19 protein-coding genes are annotated in these 14,890 nt (G+C 61.1%); 17 read left to right on the top strand and 2 right to left on the bottom strand.

From position 1 onward, the window contains the following. Positions 1 to 10 precede the first annotated feature (10 nt). The 14 genes from D9X30_RS23275 (at position 11) to D9X30_RS23215 (ending at position 9,410) form a co-directional block, all read left to right on the top strand. On the top strand, positions 11 to 730 hold the full coding sequence (locus D9X30_RS23275) for a PRTRC system protein B (protein WP_153950199.1): 720 nt from the start codon (positions 11 to 13) through the stop codon (positions 728 to 730). A 2-nt stretch (positions 731 to 732) separates the two neighbouring features. Next, a complete protein-coding gene (locus D9X30_RS23270) occupies positions 733 to 1,374 on the top strand; it encodes a PRTRC system protein A (RefSeq protein ID WP_153950200.1) in 642 nt (213 codons plus the stop codon). Further along, complete coding sequence (locus D9X30_RS23265; protein WP_153950201.1) at positions 1,371 to 2,171, top strand: PRTRC system ThiF family protein; 801 nt, start codon at positions 1,371 to 1,373, stop codon at positions 2,169 to 2,171. The genes D9X30_RS23270 and D9X30_RS23265 overlap by 4 nt, the downstream gene beginning before the upstream one ends. Before the next feature lie 49 nt (positions 2,172 to 2,220). Further along, on the top strand, positions 2,221 to 2,520 hold the full coding sequence (locus tag D9X30_RS29905; protein ID WP_502799673.1) for a DUF5983 family protein: 300 nt from the start codon (positions 2,221 to 2,223) through the stop codon (positions 2,518 to 2,520). 151 nt (positions 2,521 to 2,671) lie between these two features. Further along, on the top strand, positions 2,672 to 3,145 hold the full coding sequence (locus tag D9X30_RS23260; RefSeq protein ID WP_066732851.1) for a glycine zipper 2TM domain-containing protein: 474 nt from the start codon (positions 2,672 to 2,674) through the stop codon (positions 3,143 to 3,145). 85 nt (positions 3,146 to 3,230) lie between these two features. Then, on the top strand, positions 3,231 to 3,632 hold the full coding sequence (locus D9X30_RS23255) for a hypothetical protein (RefSeq protein ID WP_153950202.1): 402 nt from the start codon (positions 3,231 to 3,233) through the stop codon (positions 3,630 to 3,632). A gap of 170 nt (positions 3,633 to 3,802) precedes the next feature. After that, entirely contained in the window at positions 3,803 to 4,186 is a 384-nt protein-coding gene (locus tag D9X30_RS23250; RefSeq protein ID WP_153950203.1) for a hypothetical protein, read from the top strand. 10 nt (positions 4,187 to 4,196) lie between these two features. Continuing rightward, on the top strand, positions 4,197 to 4,670 hold the full coding sequence (locus D9X30_RS23245; protein WP_153950204.1) for a hypothetical protein: 474 nt from the start codon (positions 4,197 to 4,199) through the stop codon (positions 4,668 to 4,670). 220 nt (positions 4,671 to 4,890) lie between these two features. Beyond that, on the top strand, positions 4,891 to 5,283 hold the full coding sequence (locus D9X30_RS23240) for a hypothetical protein (protein ID WP_153950205.1): 393 nt from the start codon (positions 4,891 to 4,893) through the stop codon (positions 5,281 to 5,283). A 66-nt stretch (positions 5,284 to 5,349) separates the two neighbouring features. Continuing rightward, the gene (locus tag D9X30_RS23235; RefSeq protein WP_153950206.1) at positions 5,350 to 5,703 is read left to right on the top strand and encodes a hypothetical protein; all 354 of its coding nucleotides are present in this window, start codon (positions 5,350 to 5,352) and stop codon (positions 5,701 to 5,703) included. A 72-nt stretch (positions 5,704 to 5,775) separates the two neighbouring features. Further along, entirely contained in the window at positions 5,776 to 6,453 is a 678-nt protein-coding gene (locus D9X30_RS23230; RefSeq protein ID WP_228771129.1) for a hypothetical protein, read from the top strand. A 15-nt stretch (positions 6,454 to 6,468) separates the two neighbouring features. Beyond that, complete coding sequence (locus D9X30_RS23225; RefSeq protein ID WP_228771130.1) at positions 6,469 to 7,326, top strand: hypothetical protein; 858 nt, start codon at positions 6,469 to 6,471, stop codon at positions 7,324 to 7,326. Positions 7,327 to 7,785: 459 nt separating this feature from the next. After that, on the top strand, positions 7,786 to 8,757 hold the full coding sequence (locus D9X30_RS23220; RefSeq protein ID WP_153950216.1) for a DUF932 domain-containing protein: 972 nt from the start codon (positions 7,786 to 7,788) through the stop codon (positions 8,755 to 8,757). A gap of 278 nt (positions 8,758 to 9,035) precedes the next feature. After that, complete coding sequence (locus D9X30_RS23215; RefSeq protein ID WP_228771131.1) at positions 9,036 to 9,410, top strand: hypothetical protein; 375 nt, start codon at positions 9,036 to 9,038, stop codon at positions 9,408 to 9,410. Positions 9,411 to 9,510: 100 nt separating this feature from the next. Here D9X30_RS23215 and D9X30_RS23210 read toward each other — a convergent pair whose 3' ends face one another. Both D9X30_RS23210 and D9X30_RS23205 read right to left on the bottom strand, forming a co-directional pair. Further along, positions 9,511 to 9,921: a bactofilin family protein gene (locus tag D9X30_RS23210; RefSeq protein ID WP_153950208.1), complete on the bottom strand. Its 411-nt coding sequence runs from the start codon at positions 9,919 to 9,921 to the stop codon at positions 9,511 to 9,513. A gap of 644 nt (positions 9,922 to 10,565) precedes the next feature. Continuing rightward, positions 10,566 to 11,114 carry a hypothetical protein gene (locus D9X30_RS23205; RefSeq protein ID WP_228771132.1) on the bottom strand — a complete coding sequence of 183 codons (549 nt, stop codon included), beginning with the start codon at positions 11,112 to 11,114 and terminating at the stop codon, positions 10,566 to 10,568. Between the two features lie 652 nt (positions 11,115 to 11,766). Here D9X30_RS23205 and D9X30_RS23200 point away from each other — a divergent pair. The 3 genes from D9X30_RS23200 (at position 11,767) to D9X30_RS23190 (ending at position 14,883) form a co-directional block, all read left to right on the top strand. Further along, a complete protein-coding gene (locus D9X30_RS23200; protein ID WP_082926272.1) occupies positions 11,767 to 12,075 on the top strand; it encodes a DUF7696 family protein in 309 nt (102 codons plus the stop codon). Then, on the top strand, positions 12,024 to 13,337 hold the full coding sequence (locus D9X30_RS23195) for a recombination directionality factor (RefSeq protein ID WP_502799672.1): 1,314 nt from the start codon (positions 12,024 to 12,026) through the stop codon (positions 13,335 to 13,337). The genes D9X30_RS23200 and D9X30_RS23195 overlap by 52 nt, the downstream gene beginning before the upstream one ends. Before the next feature lie 94 nt (positions 13,338 to 13,431). Then, positions 13,432 to 14,883 (top strand): metallophosphoesterase family protein, encoded by a 1,452-nt coding sequence (locus D9X30_RS23190; RefSeq protein WP_194946618.1) that lies wholly within the window; start codon positions 13,432 to 13,434, stop codon positions 14,881 to 14,883. Positions 14,884 to 14,890 lie beyond the last annotated feature (7 nt).

The following is a 14,890-nucleotide window of genomic DNA, read 5'->3' as shown; positions in this document are numbered from 1 at the left end:
AGGAGGCCGTATGGCCGCAATCCTGACCGCTTCGCGGTCGCATGAGGTGGCCCTGCAGGGGGCCATTTTGCTTTATGGGACGGGACCGGGACAGTTTTCGTATGCAACGGCCCATCGCATCGAAGCGCAAGCCTCCGGGCGGCCGGTGATTGGCGCTGGCGTGCCACTGAACCGCATGGCTCTGATCCACGCAGTTCGCGAGGTAGCAGAGCATGCCCTTCCCAAGGGCGAGTTCCTGACACCCAACGTGCTGTCAATCAGTCCGAGTGCCGTGACGTGGTGGTGTCCAGCCAGCCGACGTCGCGTGTTCTTCAAATGCAGGGAGTTGGGCGAGCGTAGCGCCATTGTTTCGCACCCGGCGTTGGTCTTCCAGGCGTCGCAATCCGGCTTCAAGGTTTTCGCCCTGAAAGGGGAGGAGCGCCCGGTACCGGAAAGCGCGCTGTTCGAGCCGCCTTACTTCAACACGTGGGACCACGGGAAGATCTGCATTGGCTCTGCACATGTGCCAAAGCAGATCGACGTGGCCTCGATTACCGGATGGGAAGACGGGTTCTTCAACTCAGCGTTCACCCATCCCAATCACGGCGGCAAGCGCGTCAAGTACAAGCGAGGCGCCTATGCCTTCTGGAAGGACATGCTGGACGGTCAGTTTCCCGACTTTCCCAAGCAAGTCCTCGTTCCCATGAGATCCACGCTGGCCGATCTGATCGCCGGCAGAAAGGAGTTGTAACCATGCATCCTGCTGACGCTGCTCTGCAGCAGTCATTTCCGTCCGTGATGGTCCCGCGCTTCGGTGCGCTGGCCGCCATGGAACACCCCGGTGAGCGTCTGCTCATCGCGGCCAACGGTGTCTTTCTGGAAATCGTTCGGCCCTGGCTGCGCGTCGTTCGTCGTCTCGGTGCCTTCCAGTTCCGTACGGCAATCCCCTATGGCGAGGTGGTGGAAGCCACCGAACTACGCTGCGGACGAGTTCCAGCTGACCTGATCGGCGAATTCGCCGCGATGGCACGTGCTGAGCATCCCAAGGAAACGGGCGCGTGGATTGTCTGGAATGCCGCAACAGGGGCATTCCGACTGGTCCCCGTGCGAATCCTGGACCACAGCGGCGGTCACCTGAATTACGACCGTCCGTCGCTCGCAACTGGCGAGGTCCTGGTGGTGGACTGCCATTCGCATGGTCGCCATGCCGCGGGGTTTTCGCCAACGGACAATGCCGATGACCAGCACGACGTGAAGTTCGCGTTCGTGATGGGCAATTGCGATGCTGCGGTGCCGTCGCTTGCGCTGCGTCTCTGCGCCAAGGGAATCTTCGAGAACGTAGAGAGGGTTCCAAGCGAATGGCATGAAGCGGTGCGAGAGGAGGTGCTGGCATGACCTTCGTCCATCGCATCCCCGCTGAGATGACCACTCGTGCATGGCAAGTAGCCGTTGTGGGCGCTGGTGGCACCGGCAGCGCCTTGCTACCTAACCTCGCGCGGCTTCATCACGCCATGCTGGAGCTAGGACACCCGGGCGGTATCGACTGTACGGTCTACGATGACGACACCGTCAGCGAGACCAATGTCGGCCGCCAGGGGTTCTACCCGGTTGATGTGGGCCAGCCCAAAGCGACGCTCATTGTGAATCGCCTGAACAACCTGATGGGTACGCGGTGGGACGCCGAGACACGTCGGATTGGGAATGACGACCGCTTTGACTGCGACCTGGTGATCGGCTGTGTCGACACGCGGAGCGCCCGCAAGGCGATCCTCGACGCGATGCAACGTGGCGAGGGTGGCTACTATCTCGACTGCGGTAACGAGTCGGACAGTGGGCAGGTGATCCTCGGCCAGGTCGGCGGCCCAGCCGCGGAACGGCTTCCCCATGTGGGAGACCTGTATCCGGAGCTTCTGGACCCGAAAGGGGACAAGGCGGACACCGCGCCGTCGTGCTCGATGGCCGAGGCGCTGCAGAAGCAGTCGCTGGTGATCAATCCAGTGATCGCGGTACAGGCGTATAACCTGCTGTGGACGTTGTTCCGCACCGGGACGCTGCAGTACTGCGGCGCATTCGTAAGTCTGGCGACAGGGCGCACCAGCCCGCTGCCGCTGGATCCGGTTGCCTGGGAGCGCTTCGGCTATAAGCTGAGCGCGACCAAGGCTAGTGCCAAACGCAAACCGCGCCAGTCTTGAACGGCCACTCCCCCACAAAGGGAGTGGCTTTTTTCTTTTGCGCGCTGCTATGATGGTGCATCTCTCGCGTTCATTGACGCATCGACCTGCCTGCAACTGCAGGCCTCTTTCCACGGCTCACCTGACGCAGGCGACCGCTTGCGGATTCACTAGTTATCCCGTACTCGCAGCGACGGATGCCGGCTGCTTTGTGCGTGTGGTCGATCCTGACGCACCACACGGCGGGCCACGGCGGATCCCTGATGATCTCGCGACTGTGCTTCGTCATGTCATGGCGTTGGGCATTACGCTCCTCCATTTCGACGCGGATGCAGATTGCCTTGTCGGCTTGCCGGTCTTTAATTGGTAGCCAATAGGCGAAGTCGCTGTTAATATTTCTCCACCTACCGCGTCTCAGACGCATCGACACTTCCGGTTGTATAGCCGGACAGCTTTTTCTTCTCCCACCTACGGGCCTTCCTGCCCGTGGGCATGTTGGCCCTTTTTTATTTGAGGCCATCATGTTCAAGCGCATCGTTTCGCTTTTCCTTTGCTCGGTCATCTTCACCGGCTGCGCTGTCCAGCAGACGTCTCCGAATGCCTATCGCAGCTCGGAAGCCCTGCGTACCGGCGCCGTGGAAGTCGTCACCGTCGTCCGTGTCCGCCAGGTCACGATCGTCGACAGTGATGGCTACACGTCGGCCAACAGCGGCATTCCGGGTGTTGTTGGGGCTGTCGTAGGCGGTTTGCTCGGCGCACGAGTCATCGGCGGTGGTAACGGTCGTTACGTTGCCGGCGCGATGTCCGGCACGGTGTCGGCGGTTGCTGCGCAAGCCGTCGCTAGCCACATGAACCGCCGCAACGGCCTGGAGGTCATTGTCCGTAAGGAAAATGGCAGCCAGATCGCCGTCACGCAGGATGCCGACCAGCAGTTCGTCACGGGGCAGCAGCTCTATCTCGTGGCGTCTGGTGGCGGTTACCGCCTGACGCGTTAAGCGGGCCCCAGTCGGAGCCCCAGATTCCTTCACCTTCCCCGCACGGAGACCCCGTGCGGGGCTCCCTGCGTCCATCGGAGTATTTATGCCGCCCGTGGCAGACGCACCTTCCAAATTCTCTCCTGTCCTCACCGAAGGCAAAACGGTTGACGAGGTTGTTCAACAGATCTATGCCAGCCTCCGTAGCACGGAGCTGGAGCCGGAATGGATCGATGCCGCCAACTTTCCGGGGGACGGCAACGAAGCCCTGTATGGCCCGAAACCGGATCGACCGTGGCCCGAACTCGGCCCACGCGATCGTCTCGCTGTCTATCTGCAGCGAGGGTTCTCTGAAGGCTGGATCGTCTATGTCGATCACATCGGCTATGCCGGTGAGGCGCCAAGCCGGACGACAGCCCTGCAGAAGCTCCTGGTCGGCAAAACGTTGTCCCAACAGCATGGCTGGGATCTCGTTCGCGCGATCAGCAAAATGCTCGATGTCACCTGACATCGCCGCGTGCTGGCCCGAGAGGGCTTGCCCAAGCCTCCGGGCTTCGGCAAGCCGTTTTCACCCGCGTCACTGACGCATCGACCCCCGTCCGGCATCGCCGGACTACCAACCCAGCTGGGACAACCGTCCCGTTGGGGAAGGATGTCCCGTCCTTATCCAGGATATCCATGAAGATCCCCAAATCCTTTACCCGTCGACATCCGTCGACCAACACTGCGGCATGCCAGGCGATTCGTCGAGACGCTTGCCGCGTTTTGCGCCGTGTCGCCGGCGACATGGCGTTGCGCCCACGTGATTTCACGATCCGCGAGCATCGCCAGCGTCGTCGCGAAGTCGAAGTGTTCGCATTGCATACCGACTCGTTGCTGATCGAGATCCAGCATCCTGCTGGCGCAGAAGGTGGTGTGCTCATGTCCTACCGGACATGCCGCGGCCGCAATGACCTCACCGGTGGTCGTGACAACGCGGTCAGCGTTGATTCGCTGGCCAGCGAGCAAGGCTACGCCAACCTGGTCGCTACGCTTCGCGTAGTGGCCGGGCGGCGCGGCTAAGGGGCCCCCGATGTCGCGTATTGCAAAGGTAGTTTTTCGGGCCACGAACGGTGTCGAAGTCTCCAGCTCTGTCCGGTACGAAGGCGCACAGAATTTGGTTGCCGTGCCGGCGCGTATCGCAACACTTGTTGAACAGGTTGGCGCTAGCGGGGACGAACATGTGCTTCTGCTTGTGGAGCGTGGCTTTGAATACCCGCTCGTTCGCGACGGTACGGGTACGTACCGCGTCGACCGTTCGCAAGGCACACGTTCTGGCTTTTTTGAGGAACTGAAGTCATCGCTCTTCGCACCGACGAAGGATCAACGGCTGCAGCTTGGCCGCTATTGCCACACGCTGTCGATTTCGGCGGTGGTTGGTGCGGTCGGCTACGGTGCTGGTCTGCCTGGCTGGACCGCCACAGCGGTGGTGAACTGCGCGAGCCTTCTGGCGTTCGGTGTTGTACTATTCGCCGTAGGCGCTGTCCTCTCTAAAGGAGAAAAGTGATGTTTGGACCATTTGTACTGTTGCTGGGCTTGCTGATCGCGGCATACATGCTGTGGGCTGACCGCAACGGCCGCCGCATCCACAAGGACTAGCCAATCCCTTCTCAGGAGCCGATTCGTCGGCTCACCGCTTGAACGCATCCCTCGGGATGCGTTTTTTGTTTTTCACCCCACACGGGCGCCGTCCCGTCGGGACGTCTCCCCACCAAAGGAGTATCCCGATGAACCGTACCGTCTATGGCGCAGGCCTGGCCAGTCATCCCGCTGGCGTGCATCTGTGCGTCAGTGTCTATTCCACCAATCTTCGACCCGCGATCTCGCTGGTCTGCGCCGACGACGAAATGCCCTATGGCGTGCTGTCGGTGAACTTGCCGGACGCCAATCTCGCCGATGACGAGATTCTCGTTACGGGCGATTGGAACTTGCCGACCGATCTCAAGGCTGCCTTGCTTGAGACAGGCAAGTTTGTGCAGACCGGCCGGTGGAATCAGGTCGGCTTTGACCGCGGCGATGTGTGGCGCATTGCCGACGCCGAAATCCTTGCGGAGGTTGCGGCGGCACGAGTCGTTGCCAGTCGCGCCAAAGCTGCACGGCGTACTGCGTCCTTGGTCTGACCTTTCCCTTCACCTTCAACCCTTGCGGGCCCATCCCGCTAGGCGATGGGTCTTTAGGAGCTATCCATGCCCATCACCATCGACGGAACCGGCCTCGCCGGCTCGCCTGGCCTTCTGCGCATCGCGGTAGAGCTGTACGCGGTGAACGACCGCGCTGCGCTGTCGCTGATCGAATCGAAGACCGGCGACCTCTACGAGACCTTTACTAGCAACGTCCCCAGCGAAACGCTTGCGGACAATGAGGTGGTTGTCGGCCTGTGGCGCCTGCCTATGTCCACCGTGGTGGCATTGCTCGATTCGGATTGCTTCGAACCGGTTCGCACGCTTGCCGTAGGCAGCGCCCGCGGTGCCGTCTGGCGCATCACTTCCAAGGAACTGTTGCAGGCGATTCACGACGCCAGAGCGGCAGAGCCGGCATAACCGGCACCACCATTCCTTCCAACCCTCTCGGGGCATGTCCCCGAAGGGGCATGCTCCGTACTGGAGCCTTCCATGTATGTTATTCACATCGGCCAGCGTGCCGAGCATCGCACGACGCTCGCCGGCGTGCTGCAGTACCTGAACGACGATCGCGACGGCAAGGCCGTGCCGCGCGTCGAAGATATCGCAGTGCGCCATGTGGAACGTGGCGTGATTCCTATCGAGCGACTTGCCAGCGGCAATTTTGCCGTGCGGCCGGCCGGCACCCGTCGGGCGATCCTTTCGATGATCCTCGATGAGGTCGATCAGTTCATCGTTCGTGTGGGCGGCAAGATCCTGCGTCCGCATGAGATGAGCCGGGCCGCGTGGGGCGCCGTGGTGGCCGCCGGCCGCCTGGCGTACTTTCCTGCTGAAGCCATCGACATGTCCCAGGACGATGCGGGACCGCTATTCCAGACGGTGGATCTCTTCGAGGAGCAGGGGCCTTTCGACATTGCCGACTTCGTTTGCGGCGAGTTCATCCGCCGGTTTGGCTATGGCACGAATGGCCCCCTGTACCACCCCGCTGCGAGTCCCAACTGCCGTCACGAAGTCCATGTGGCCTACGCGCTGATGCGTGGCGAGAAGGTACGCGACTGCATCATCAACACCTATCGCGACAATCCTCACCATGCGCGTTCTGAGTTCTGGATGCGCCCGTTGATCGAAGTGCCAGCGCTGCGCGGGGCCTTGTCGCCCAGCGTGCTGTAAGCGCTCTGCCAGACAATGCGTGGCGAGAAGCTGGAGATCACGACGCACAACGCCGGCAAACTGATCGCTGCGCTACGGGATGTGCCAAGCGACGGCCATGCTGTGCATGTCGATGATGCGCTGTTTGCAGCCGGCATCCTGATGCCGCGCACCATGCCGACGCCCAAGCCTATGGAGGGAGAGAACGCTCAGCCGGCAACGAAGCTGGCTGAGCGAATCCGCACCCTGGTTTGCCAGCGGCAATATCAGGCGTCCATTGAAAGGGCGACCGCAGATCGCGAAGCGTTCAACATCAGCCAACGCGAGTTTGACCGGCAGACACGTGCGGCGGCGATCGAACGTGACACGCATGGCTACGAATGGGCTAACCGGGTTGCGCTTGCGGTCATGGAGCGCAATGTCGCGGCAGTGCTGCAGATCTTCGACGGCCCAAAAGACTGGAACACCGAGTCCAAGCGCGCACTGCGCGAGGAATACGGTGTCGACGTCTTGCAATGTACGGCTGCAGAGAGGCGGCGGCGCCTTTTTGAGCTCTGCGGGTTCTCAGAAGCAGAGCAGGCACAGTGGGAAGCGAACGAAGCCATCGACAAAGCACGTAAGCGTGCGGAACGTCAGATGGCCGATGCGAAGTTGCTGGCCGAAGGCACGACCTACCGACTCGAGACCGGGCAGACAATGAACGGGCGCGAGTATGTGGACCTGTGCATCGATGCCGGCTTTTCCCAGCTCATTGACGAGCGGCGGGGAAACGTCACGCGATACCGTATCTACGATCCGGTGAAGCGCATGTCACGGCCGTTGCGCGCAAAGGACGGTACGCTCGACTATGCGCGTGCACGCCTGGCGCAAGACACCCCTGAGGAGATTGTTTAAGCGTCACCCCCCGCCGTCATGGCTGGGGGGCTTTTCTCAAAACAGCTATCCAAATGCCGAGCTTTTGATGGCTACATCGTAGCGCTTTCGCGATAGTCTTGGCGGTACTGACAGAGCTCTGTTTGCACTGAAAGACGTTCAGTCCAAACCGAGTTTTACCCGCGTCTATCGACGCATCGACCCAAACGCCGGCATGCCGGCCATCTCTTGAAACCGCCCACCGGGACCGCTCCCGGATGGGACGGCTCCGTGGGCATCTCCACGATTCCGATGTACCTCACCTTGCTGTAGCCACGCGGCGCCTTGTCATTCATCGCCGCCGGCGGCGATGGCGAGCGTCTCTCAGGCGACCGTGCTCCCTGCTCGGCCGTCGATCTCTTCTTTTCCATTCCCTTTATTCCATTCGCGAACGAAAGCCCTGGCTATCGCTCGCGTCATTCCATTTCTAGGAGCAATTCCATGTCTCATCTCGTTCAAACCATGGCGTACGCTGGCGCAACTCCCTGGCACGGCCTTGGTAACAGGTTGGCAGAGCATCAGCCGCTCGAAGTCTGGGCCGAAGCCGCAGGCATGAACTGGCGCATCGAGGAGACCGACGTGATGTTCCGCGTTGGCACGCATGACCTCGATCCGATCAAGTCGTTCCCTGAGCAGAAGGTGCTGTACCGTTCCGACAATGGCAAGCCGTTGTCGACGGTATCGCAGCGGTACCAGGTCGTCCAACCGGCCGAAATCCTGGAGTTCTATCGCGACCTGGTTCAGGTAGGCGGCTATCAGCTGGAAACGGCTGGCGTCCTGAAGGAGGGACGCAAGCTCTGGGCGCTCGCGCGCACGGGACAGTCGGCCACGCTCAAGGGCGGTGACGAGGTCCGCGGTTACCTGCTGCTGGCCACGGCCTGCGACGGCACGCTGGCCACCACGGCGCAGTTCACGTCGGTCCGTGTGGTGTGCAACAACACGCTGCAAATCGCGCTGGGGCGCAACCGTGGCGCCGTCAAGGTGCCGCACCGTAGCCAGTTCGATCCGCGTGCTGTGAAGGAAGAGCTTGGTATTGCCATTTCGTCGTGGGATGGCTTCATGGCCAACATGCATGAGTTGGCGGCCCGCAAGGTCAGCCAGGCCGAGACCGAGCGCTTCTTCCAGCGTCTCTTCACTTACTCGACTGCCAAGCCTTCGGACAATCCCAAGATGAACGAGCGCGGCCTGAAGGCAGTGCTCAATCTCTTCGAAGGCAATGGCCGCGGTGCAACGCTCGAATCGGCCGCAGGCACCGCCTGGGGACTCGTGAACAGCGTGACCGAGTATGTCGATCACCAGCAGCGTGCCCGCAATGCGGGCAATCGCCTGGATTCGGCGTGGTTCGGAGCCGGCGCAATTCTCAAGCAGCGCGCTTGGGATGCTGCATTGGAACTTGCAGCCGACGTGGCCTAAGGCCGCGGTTGGAATGGAGCCCTTCTACTAAACCCTACCTAAAGCGATCCGCTCCAGTGCCGTTGTCTGGTACTGGAGTGGTCGTTTCAGGTCTGAAGCCCCGGCTAACCCCCGGGGCTTTTTTCTTTTGCTCGTTGCCAATGGTCTCTATCGATTTCTATTCCCGGTACCCGCGATGGCTATTTCGCGGAGTCGACGCAGCTTCCGCGAAGCTCCGCGGGCAGTCTGCATGCCGGAGTACGCCCCGGACTAGTGCGCAGCGAGTCCTGGAGCGACTCATGCAACAACCGCCGATCGATGTGGCGCGCTTTGGCAAGGAGCAGTTCACCGCCCTGTATATGGAGTGGCAGAGCGAAACCCGCGACTTGCGTACGACCCTTAGCTACGACAGCTGGATGGACATTCGTTTCTTGCAGGGTCCCTCTGCTACCGCGGCCCTCAGGCAAGGGACACTTGTCTTCGATCTGATACATGGAGTTGTGTATGAGGTTCGAGGCAAGGAGCGCCAACAGCGGATATTCCGTGTCCAGTTGGCCGCAGGCTTTCCCTACGCATCATTCAGGGATCCTGCGAATGCCATAGACTTTCCCTGGGTCACGTTTCCCGGGGTCTTCACGCAAGCAGAGCTGATGAGCCTGCGGCGCGTCTACTAGCAAAAAGGCCCGGCATTTCGCCGGGCCTTTTGTCTTTGAAAGAGTGGCCTTACACCGTAGCTTTCGTAGTTTTTAAGAGGAACATGTTCCTGTCTCCTCTTCAAGCCACTTCGCCCGCTTTTTCATCTTGCTCAACGTGGATCGTGTCGGACCCCTCCGTTTGGGGGGGGATGTAACCGACGGCTTGCACACGCGAGATGGAGCTACCTTCGAGCGAGACGTTCTCTCCGAGCCGGATCGTCCCGGCATAGAAGATCTTTCCTTTGACCCGTCCGTTGATCACAAGCGAAGTACGGCCGACAACGTCGCCCTCAACGATGCCATCAATCACAACATGGTCGCCGTCGACGTTGCCGTGCACGACGCCACCGCGACCGATATGTAGCAGACCGTGACTGGCACTCACGTTACCTGTGACAAGGGCCAAGCAGGTGAAGCCGTGATCGGCGGTAATGTCGCCGTGAATGCTCATTCCGGCGCGCAGGACACTAAAGATTGGAGAAGTAGTCATCGTCTCGCTTCAGAACATCTTGATGTCGTGGGTCGGCGCAGCTTGCTGAGCTGTGGAACGTGTAGCCTGCGGAGGTGCGGCTGCGGCGGGCCTCGCTGGGGCAGGTGCCATGGGTGCCGACGAGATCGGTCTCGTCGAGGGCACGGCCGACGCGGGCACCTTGGCCGGTTCCTGCTTCGGCAGCGAAATCCTTGCGCTGTCTGCAGGCACCGCAGAGGCGGGCGGAACCTCAGCGCGGGCGGCAGGTGCCGACTCAGGCATCTCGGATCGGGTTGGCCATTCGTGGCCCGCCGCGGTGAGAGCAGCCGGTTCGGATGCGGCCGGCACGGCGGCAGGCGCACCGACTGCAACGGCCGGGCCTGCTCCGTTGGTTTGGGCGCGCGCTTCGCGCTTGCCGAGTGAGCTGCCGAAGATAAACATTGCAGCGGCACCCACGACAAAGACTACGGACCAGAGTACGCGAGGGTTCCGGTTCCACTTCTCTGCAAAAGTGCGGGAGATAGGCTCCGTTGGGGCGACGGCAGGGCCACCGAGGCTAAGCGGTGCGCCTCCCGTCAGCACGTTGGCCGGAGAAATGTCGATGGTCAGGGCAGGTTGGGCGTAGTGAGCATGCAGTTGCTCGATTTCACGCATGTCCATGAGGTTTAGCTCCGCGAGGAATTGAGAAGTGTGCCGTCTTGGTTGAACCGGTCGGTGTCCGGGATGCAGATCTGGTGAATGGCGTTGATCCGCTTGCCGGCAATCTGCGTTGTAGTCTCGCGCTGGCTACTGGTGATGGATCCGCAGTTAAGGCTATAGAGCGTGTCGGCGAAGATCTTGTCGTACTGCATCAGCAGACGCAGCAGGCGTCCGGCGAACGAATGGCTTACCTGGACTTCCTTTTCCTCGTAGAAGAGGGGAATCTCAATCTGTTCGGTACCGGCTATCCAGTCCAATGCACCGGAGAACCATGTTTCGGCTTCGCGGAATGCCTCGTCGAGCGCCTTGACCTTGCCGCCTCGTGCGACGACGAACTTGGAGGAGCAGTAGTAGAAGTGCGCGTCCAGAAAGTCGCGTGCGAACTTCGAGCAGTACGCGTGGTGGGTTGCAGATGCCGTTGCCGGTGTTAATCGACTTAGGCGTTCCTCGCTATTCAGGCGCTCGATGGGCCTGAGCCCGGTGCCGGGCTTCTTGGGTGGATCCTGTTCGGCCATTTGTCCATGTTTGGGAATGCTCTCTCACTCGAAATTGTCGGACAAGAACGGACACGCATTGACGTCGAAAGATATGCAAAATTGCCGAGCATTCGTCGGTTTTGAAAGAAAGTCCTGTGCCACAATGCTTTCACACCTAGCGTCACTGACGCATCGATCCTGACTCCCTAGCGAGTCCATCTGTTGAATCAAGTCGTGCTCCTGTGCACGCGCCGACTGGTTGGCTACCAGTGTGGATATCTCTTGTGCTAAGTGTTTTCGCCGAACACTTCCCCTCATCAGCTCGTAATACGCGTTCCTCGCTGTGCCTCTTCATGAGTGCGCGCTGGGACACCGTTCGAGCCTGGGACCATGTGGAGCTCTCTCAAAGGCCCCTCCTAGGCAGAACGGCAGACGTCGAGCCGATCCGTGAACCTGCGGCCGAACCTGTGGGTTCGCGAAAAGGGTTGTTGTGCAGCGTGACCATGCTGCACGAGGGCGACTTTACGTCCTCAACATAGAGCCGCGCGCATTAGTGCGCCGCTCCCTGAGTGCCACGCCCCCGGAAGGGGCGTGGCAGTTCGGGTTCCTGCCATCAAAGCTCGCTGCCGGCGCAAACCGGGGCGGGCTTTTTTTGTTTCTGGATGAGAGACCTCGATTCCAGGAGCAATTCATGCACCACCAGAACGCCGAGATTTCCGCCGCCATCGCGGCCACGTTGGATCTGCGCCGTCCCGAATACCGGGACATGCCGCAGGCCTGGCGCTCCCTTTGTGAGGCGGCATATGTCGCCAGTCTTCCGGAAGCCGCACGCGCGGACTTCCTTAATCGCGTAACGACCCAGCGCGGGGCCGACACAGCCCTGCGCCTTCGGGAGCATGCTGCGTCCATCCGGGCAAAAGTCGTTCAATTCCTGGACAGGAGAAACGCATGCATGCACCCATCAGCTACAGCGAGCCCGGCGGACGCCGAAGCCTGCTAGAAGAGCGGCCCATGCGGCCGCCCATCATTGGCAAGATCCGGCCCGGCATCAAAGTCCTGACGAAGGCTGCCCGGGACCGAGAACAGGCCGTAAAGATCCACGATGCGCTTCTTGCCCGCGGCGAGAGTTTCGAGCGCATTGGTGCCGAGATCACCCGTGCGACCGGCATCAAAACACCATTGGTTCCCAAGAACGTCCCGTGGTTCACCTGCCGCGGCTCCGACTTTGCCAACCCTGCTGTGGCCGACAATATTGTCCAGCGCTACGGTGAGGATCGTAACGATGGCAATGGACACCGCCTCTGGCGATTCCCCGTTGTCTTCGCGTTTGACGATTGGCTGAGCAACATGCCCAACCAACTCGTGTCGTGGACTAAAAGCGGTCGGCAGTTCTTCTCCGAGTACGGTCCCGACGGCATGCGCTACTGCAAGATGTACGCGCCGGCAGTTCGTGATGAGCGGGCCAACCGGGCGAAGCGCGCTTGGGGCGGGCGCAAAATCATCCTGCGCCAAGACGAAGCGATTCCGGACGGCATCTGCGACCCTCAAGAATGTCCGCAGTACCAGACTGGTCATTGCAGCCTCTCGGCCAGCTTCTTCTTCGCGATCCCCCATATCTCTGGCCTCGGCCTCATCGAAATGCCAACCACGTCGATTTACGTTTTGCAGAAGGCGCATGCCGCCATGCAAACCGTAGCGATGGCTCGCGGGGGCAGGCTCGTCGGCGTCAAGTTCTGGATGTCCAAGCAGGAGATCGAGATCAGTCGTATTGACGACACCGGCATGCCGGTGCGCCAGCTGCAATGGCTCATCACCCTGGATGCCGAGATCGATATTGCGGCGTTGCTCGATGGCTCGGACCGGCGCCCGCCGGCTCTGGAGTTGGCGGAACAGGCGGTCGCTATGCTCGAAGGAGACGGTGAAGTTCCTCTGCACGTCGATGCCGGTGCCACTGATGACCCGCACGTCGGATCGTCGGAGGTTGGTGTCGGTCAACCCGCAGGGCCGGGGGTCGCATCCAGTACGGAAGCGGGCAACCAGGACCTGGAGAGCGAATATCTCGATCTTGTGCAGCGTCTTGGGCTCAACAGCGAGGATGGCACCCGACAACTGAAGGCCTTCGCAACGGCGACCTTTGGGCGCGGTTGGTCCAAGCGCGATCAGGATGTGCAACGGTTCTTGGATGAACTGCGCACCGCCCTGGGTAATCCGATGGCTTTCCGCGAGCAGGTGGCGGCCATTGCTGCTGACGTCGCTACGTAACATCGCCAGCCTTGTGCCGGCAGTTGAGGGAAGCCTATGGGCTTCCCTTTTTCCTTCTTGCCGCATGCCGGCACATTCCCTTGGAGGTTCCATGATGCTCAACGAAGGCGAAAGCCTGCTTGCAGCGCATTTCTCTGATTTGCACTATTCACCCGGCCACTTGGCGGAGGCGGATCGTTGTTTTGGCTTTGCGGTAGAGGACGCGATCGCAAGTCGCTGCCATGTAGCCGTCGTATCGGGTGACTCGACGGATCACAGGCTTGATGCGCACACGCCGGCGCTCTCTGCGCTGGCACGGCGGGTCCACCAGTTGTCTGCCCACATGCCTGTCCTAATGTTGCAGGGCACTTTTAGCCACGAACCGCCCGGCACGCTGGATCTGTTTCGACTGATCGGTGCAAGTCGCCCCGTGTACGTCGCGGATCGGATTCACCAGGTCGCACTCATTGGCGAGGCGTTCTTTCCGAGCGATGGCGCGATTTTCAGCCATGCGGAAATGGACCGCCTGCTGACGCTGCACGGTTTGCCGGAAGTCGTCTTCACCTGCGTGCCGACGGTCAACAAGGCCGTCTTGGCGGCCGCTGCCGGCGTGGCGAACGCTGCGACGGCGGTTGGCGACCACCTGGCTAACTATCTGGCAGCTGCGGGCGCTGTGAATCGTCAATGGCGGTCACAGGGCATTCGTACGATCGGTGTTTCGCACGGTACCGTCAACGGTTGCCAGACGGAGCACGGCGTGCCGATGGCTGGACTCGACCACGAGTTCACCATTGGTGCACTGTTCGACGCCGACTGCGATGCGTTCATGCTCGGCCACATTCATCGTGCCCAGCAGTGGGAACGTGAGGGCAGGGTGGTTGCCTATCCGGGCTCAATCGGACGGTTCCACTATGGCGAGATCGGCGCGAAAGGTTATCTGCAGTGGCAGGTTTCACCGGGGCTGGCCGTAGCTACCCAAGTGAAGACGCCGGCAAGCGAGACCGTATGCATCGACTTCGACGGGCCGCCTGACATGGCAAAGCTCGCGGAGATGGCCGCCGACGCTGCCCACAAGTTCGTGCGGGTGCGCTGGACGGTCAACGAGGAGCATCGCCAGCTAGTTGATCGCGACGCCATCGAGGCGCTCTTTGGCGCCAGTGCGGAGGTCAAGCTCGAGGCGCGCGTGCTGCCGGCGGTTCGCAGCCGCGCCGAAGGCATCAGCCGGGCCGCAACATTGTCCGAGAAGCTGGGGCGATGGTGCGAGCTGACCGGAACCGATGCGAATCCGTTGCTGGACAGTCTGTCGATGCTCGAAAACCTCGATGCACAGGCGATTGCCGATCAAGTGCTCGCTGGCCTTGCTGAGATGCATGTCGCGGCCGGGCAGGAGGTGCTCGCTGTGGAATCCGCTGCGCTGCCCTTCGTTGCGAAACTGGGGGAGTTGGAACTGGATGAAGCTGTTTCCGCGCCCGACGCAACACCTGCTGTCTCGGTAACGGAACCTGCACCACCCATCGCGACCGCGGCTACGCCGATGAATTGGCTGACCGACGATCTTTTCGCGTAGCAATACG

Source organism: Cupriavidus sp. U2, from assembly GCF_009663685.2.
GTDB classification, from domain to species: Bacteria; Pseudomonadota; Gammaproteobacteria; order Burkholderiales; family Burkholderiaceae; genus Cupriavidus; species Cupriavidus necator_C.
Note: the sequence above shows the minus strand (reverse complement) of the source record. Positions and strands in the feature narration are given on the sequence as shown.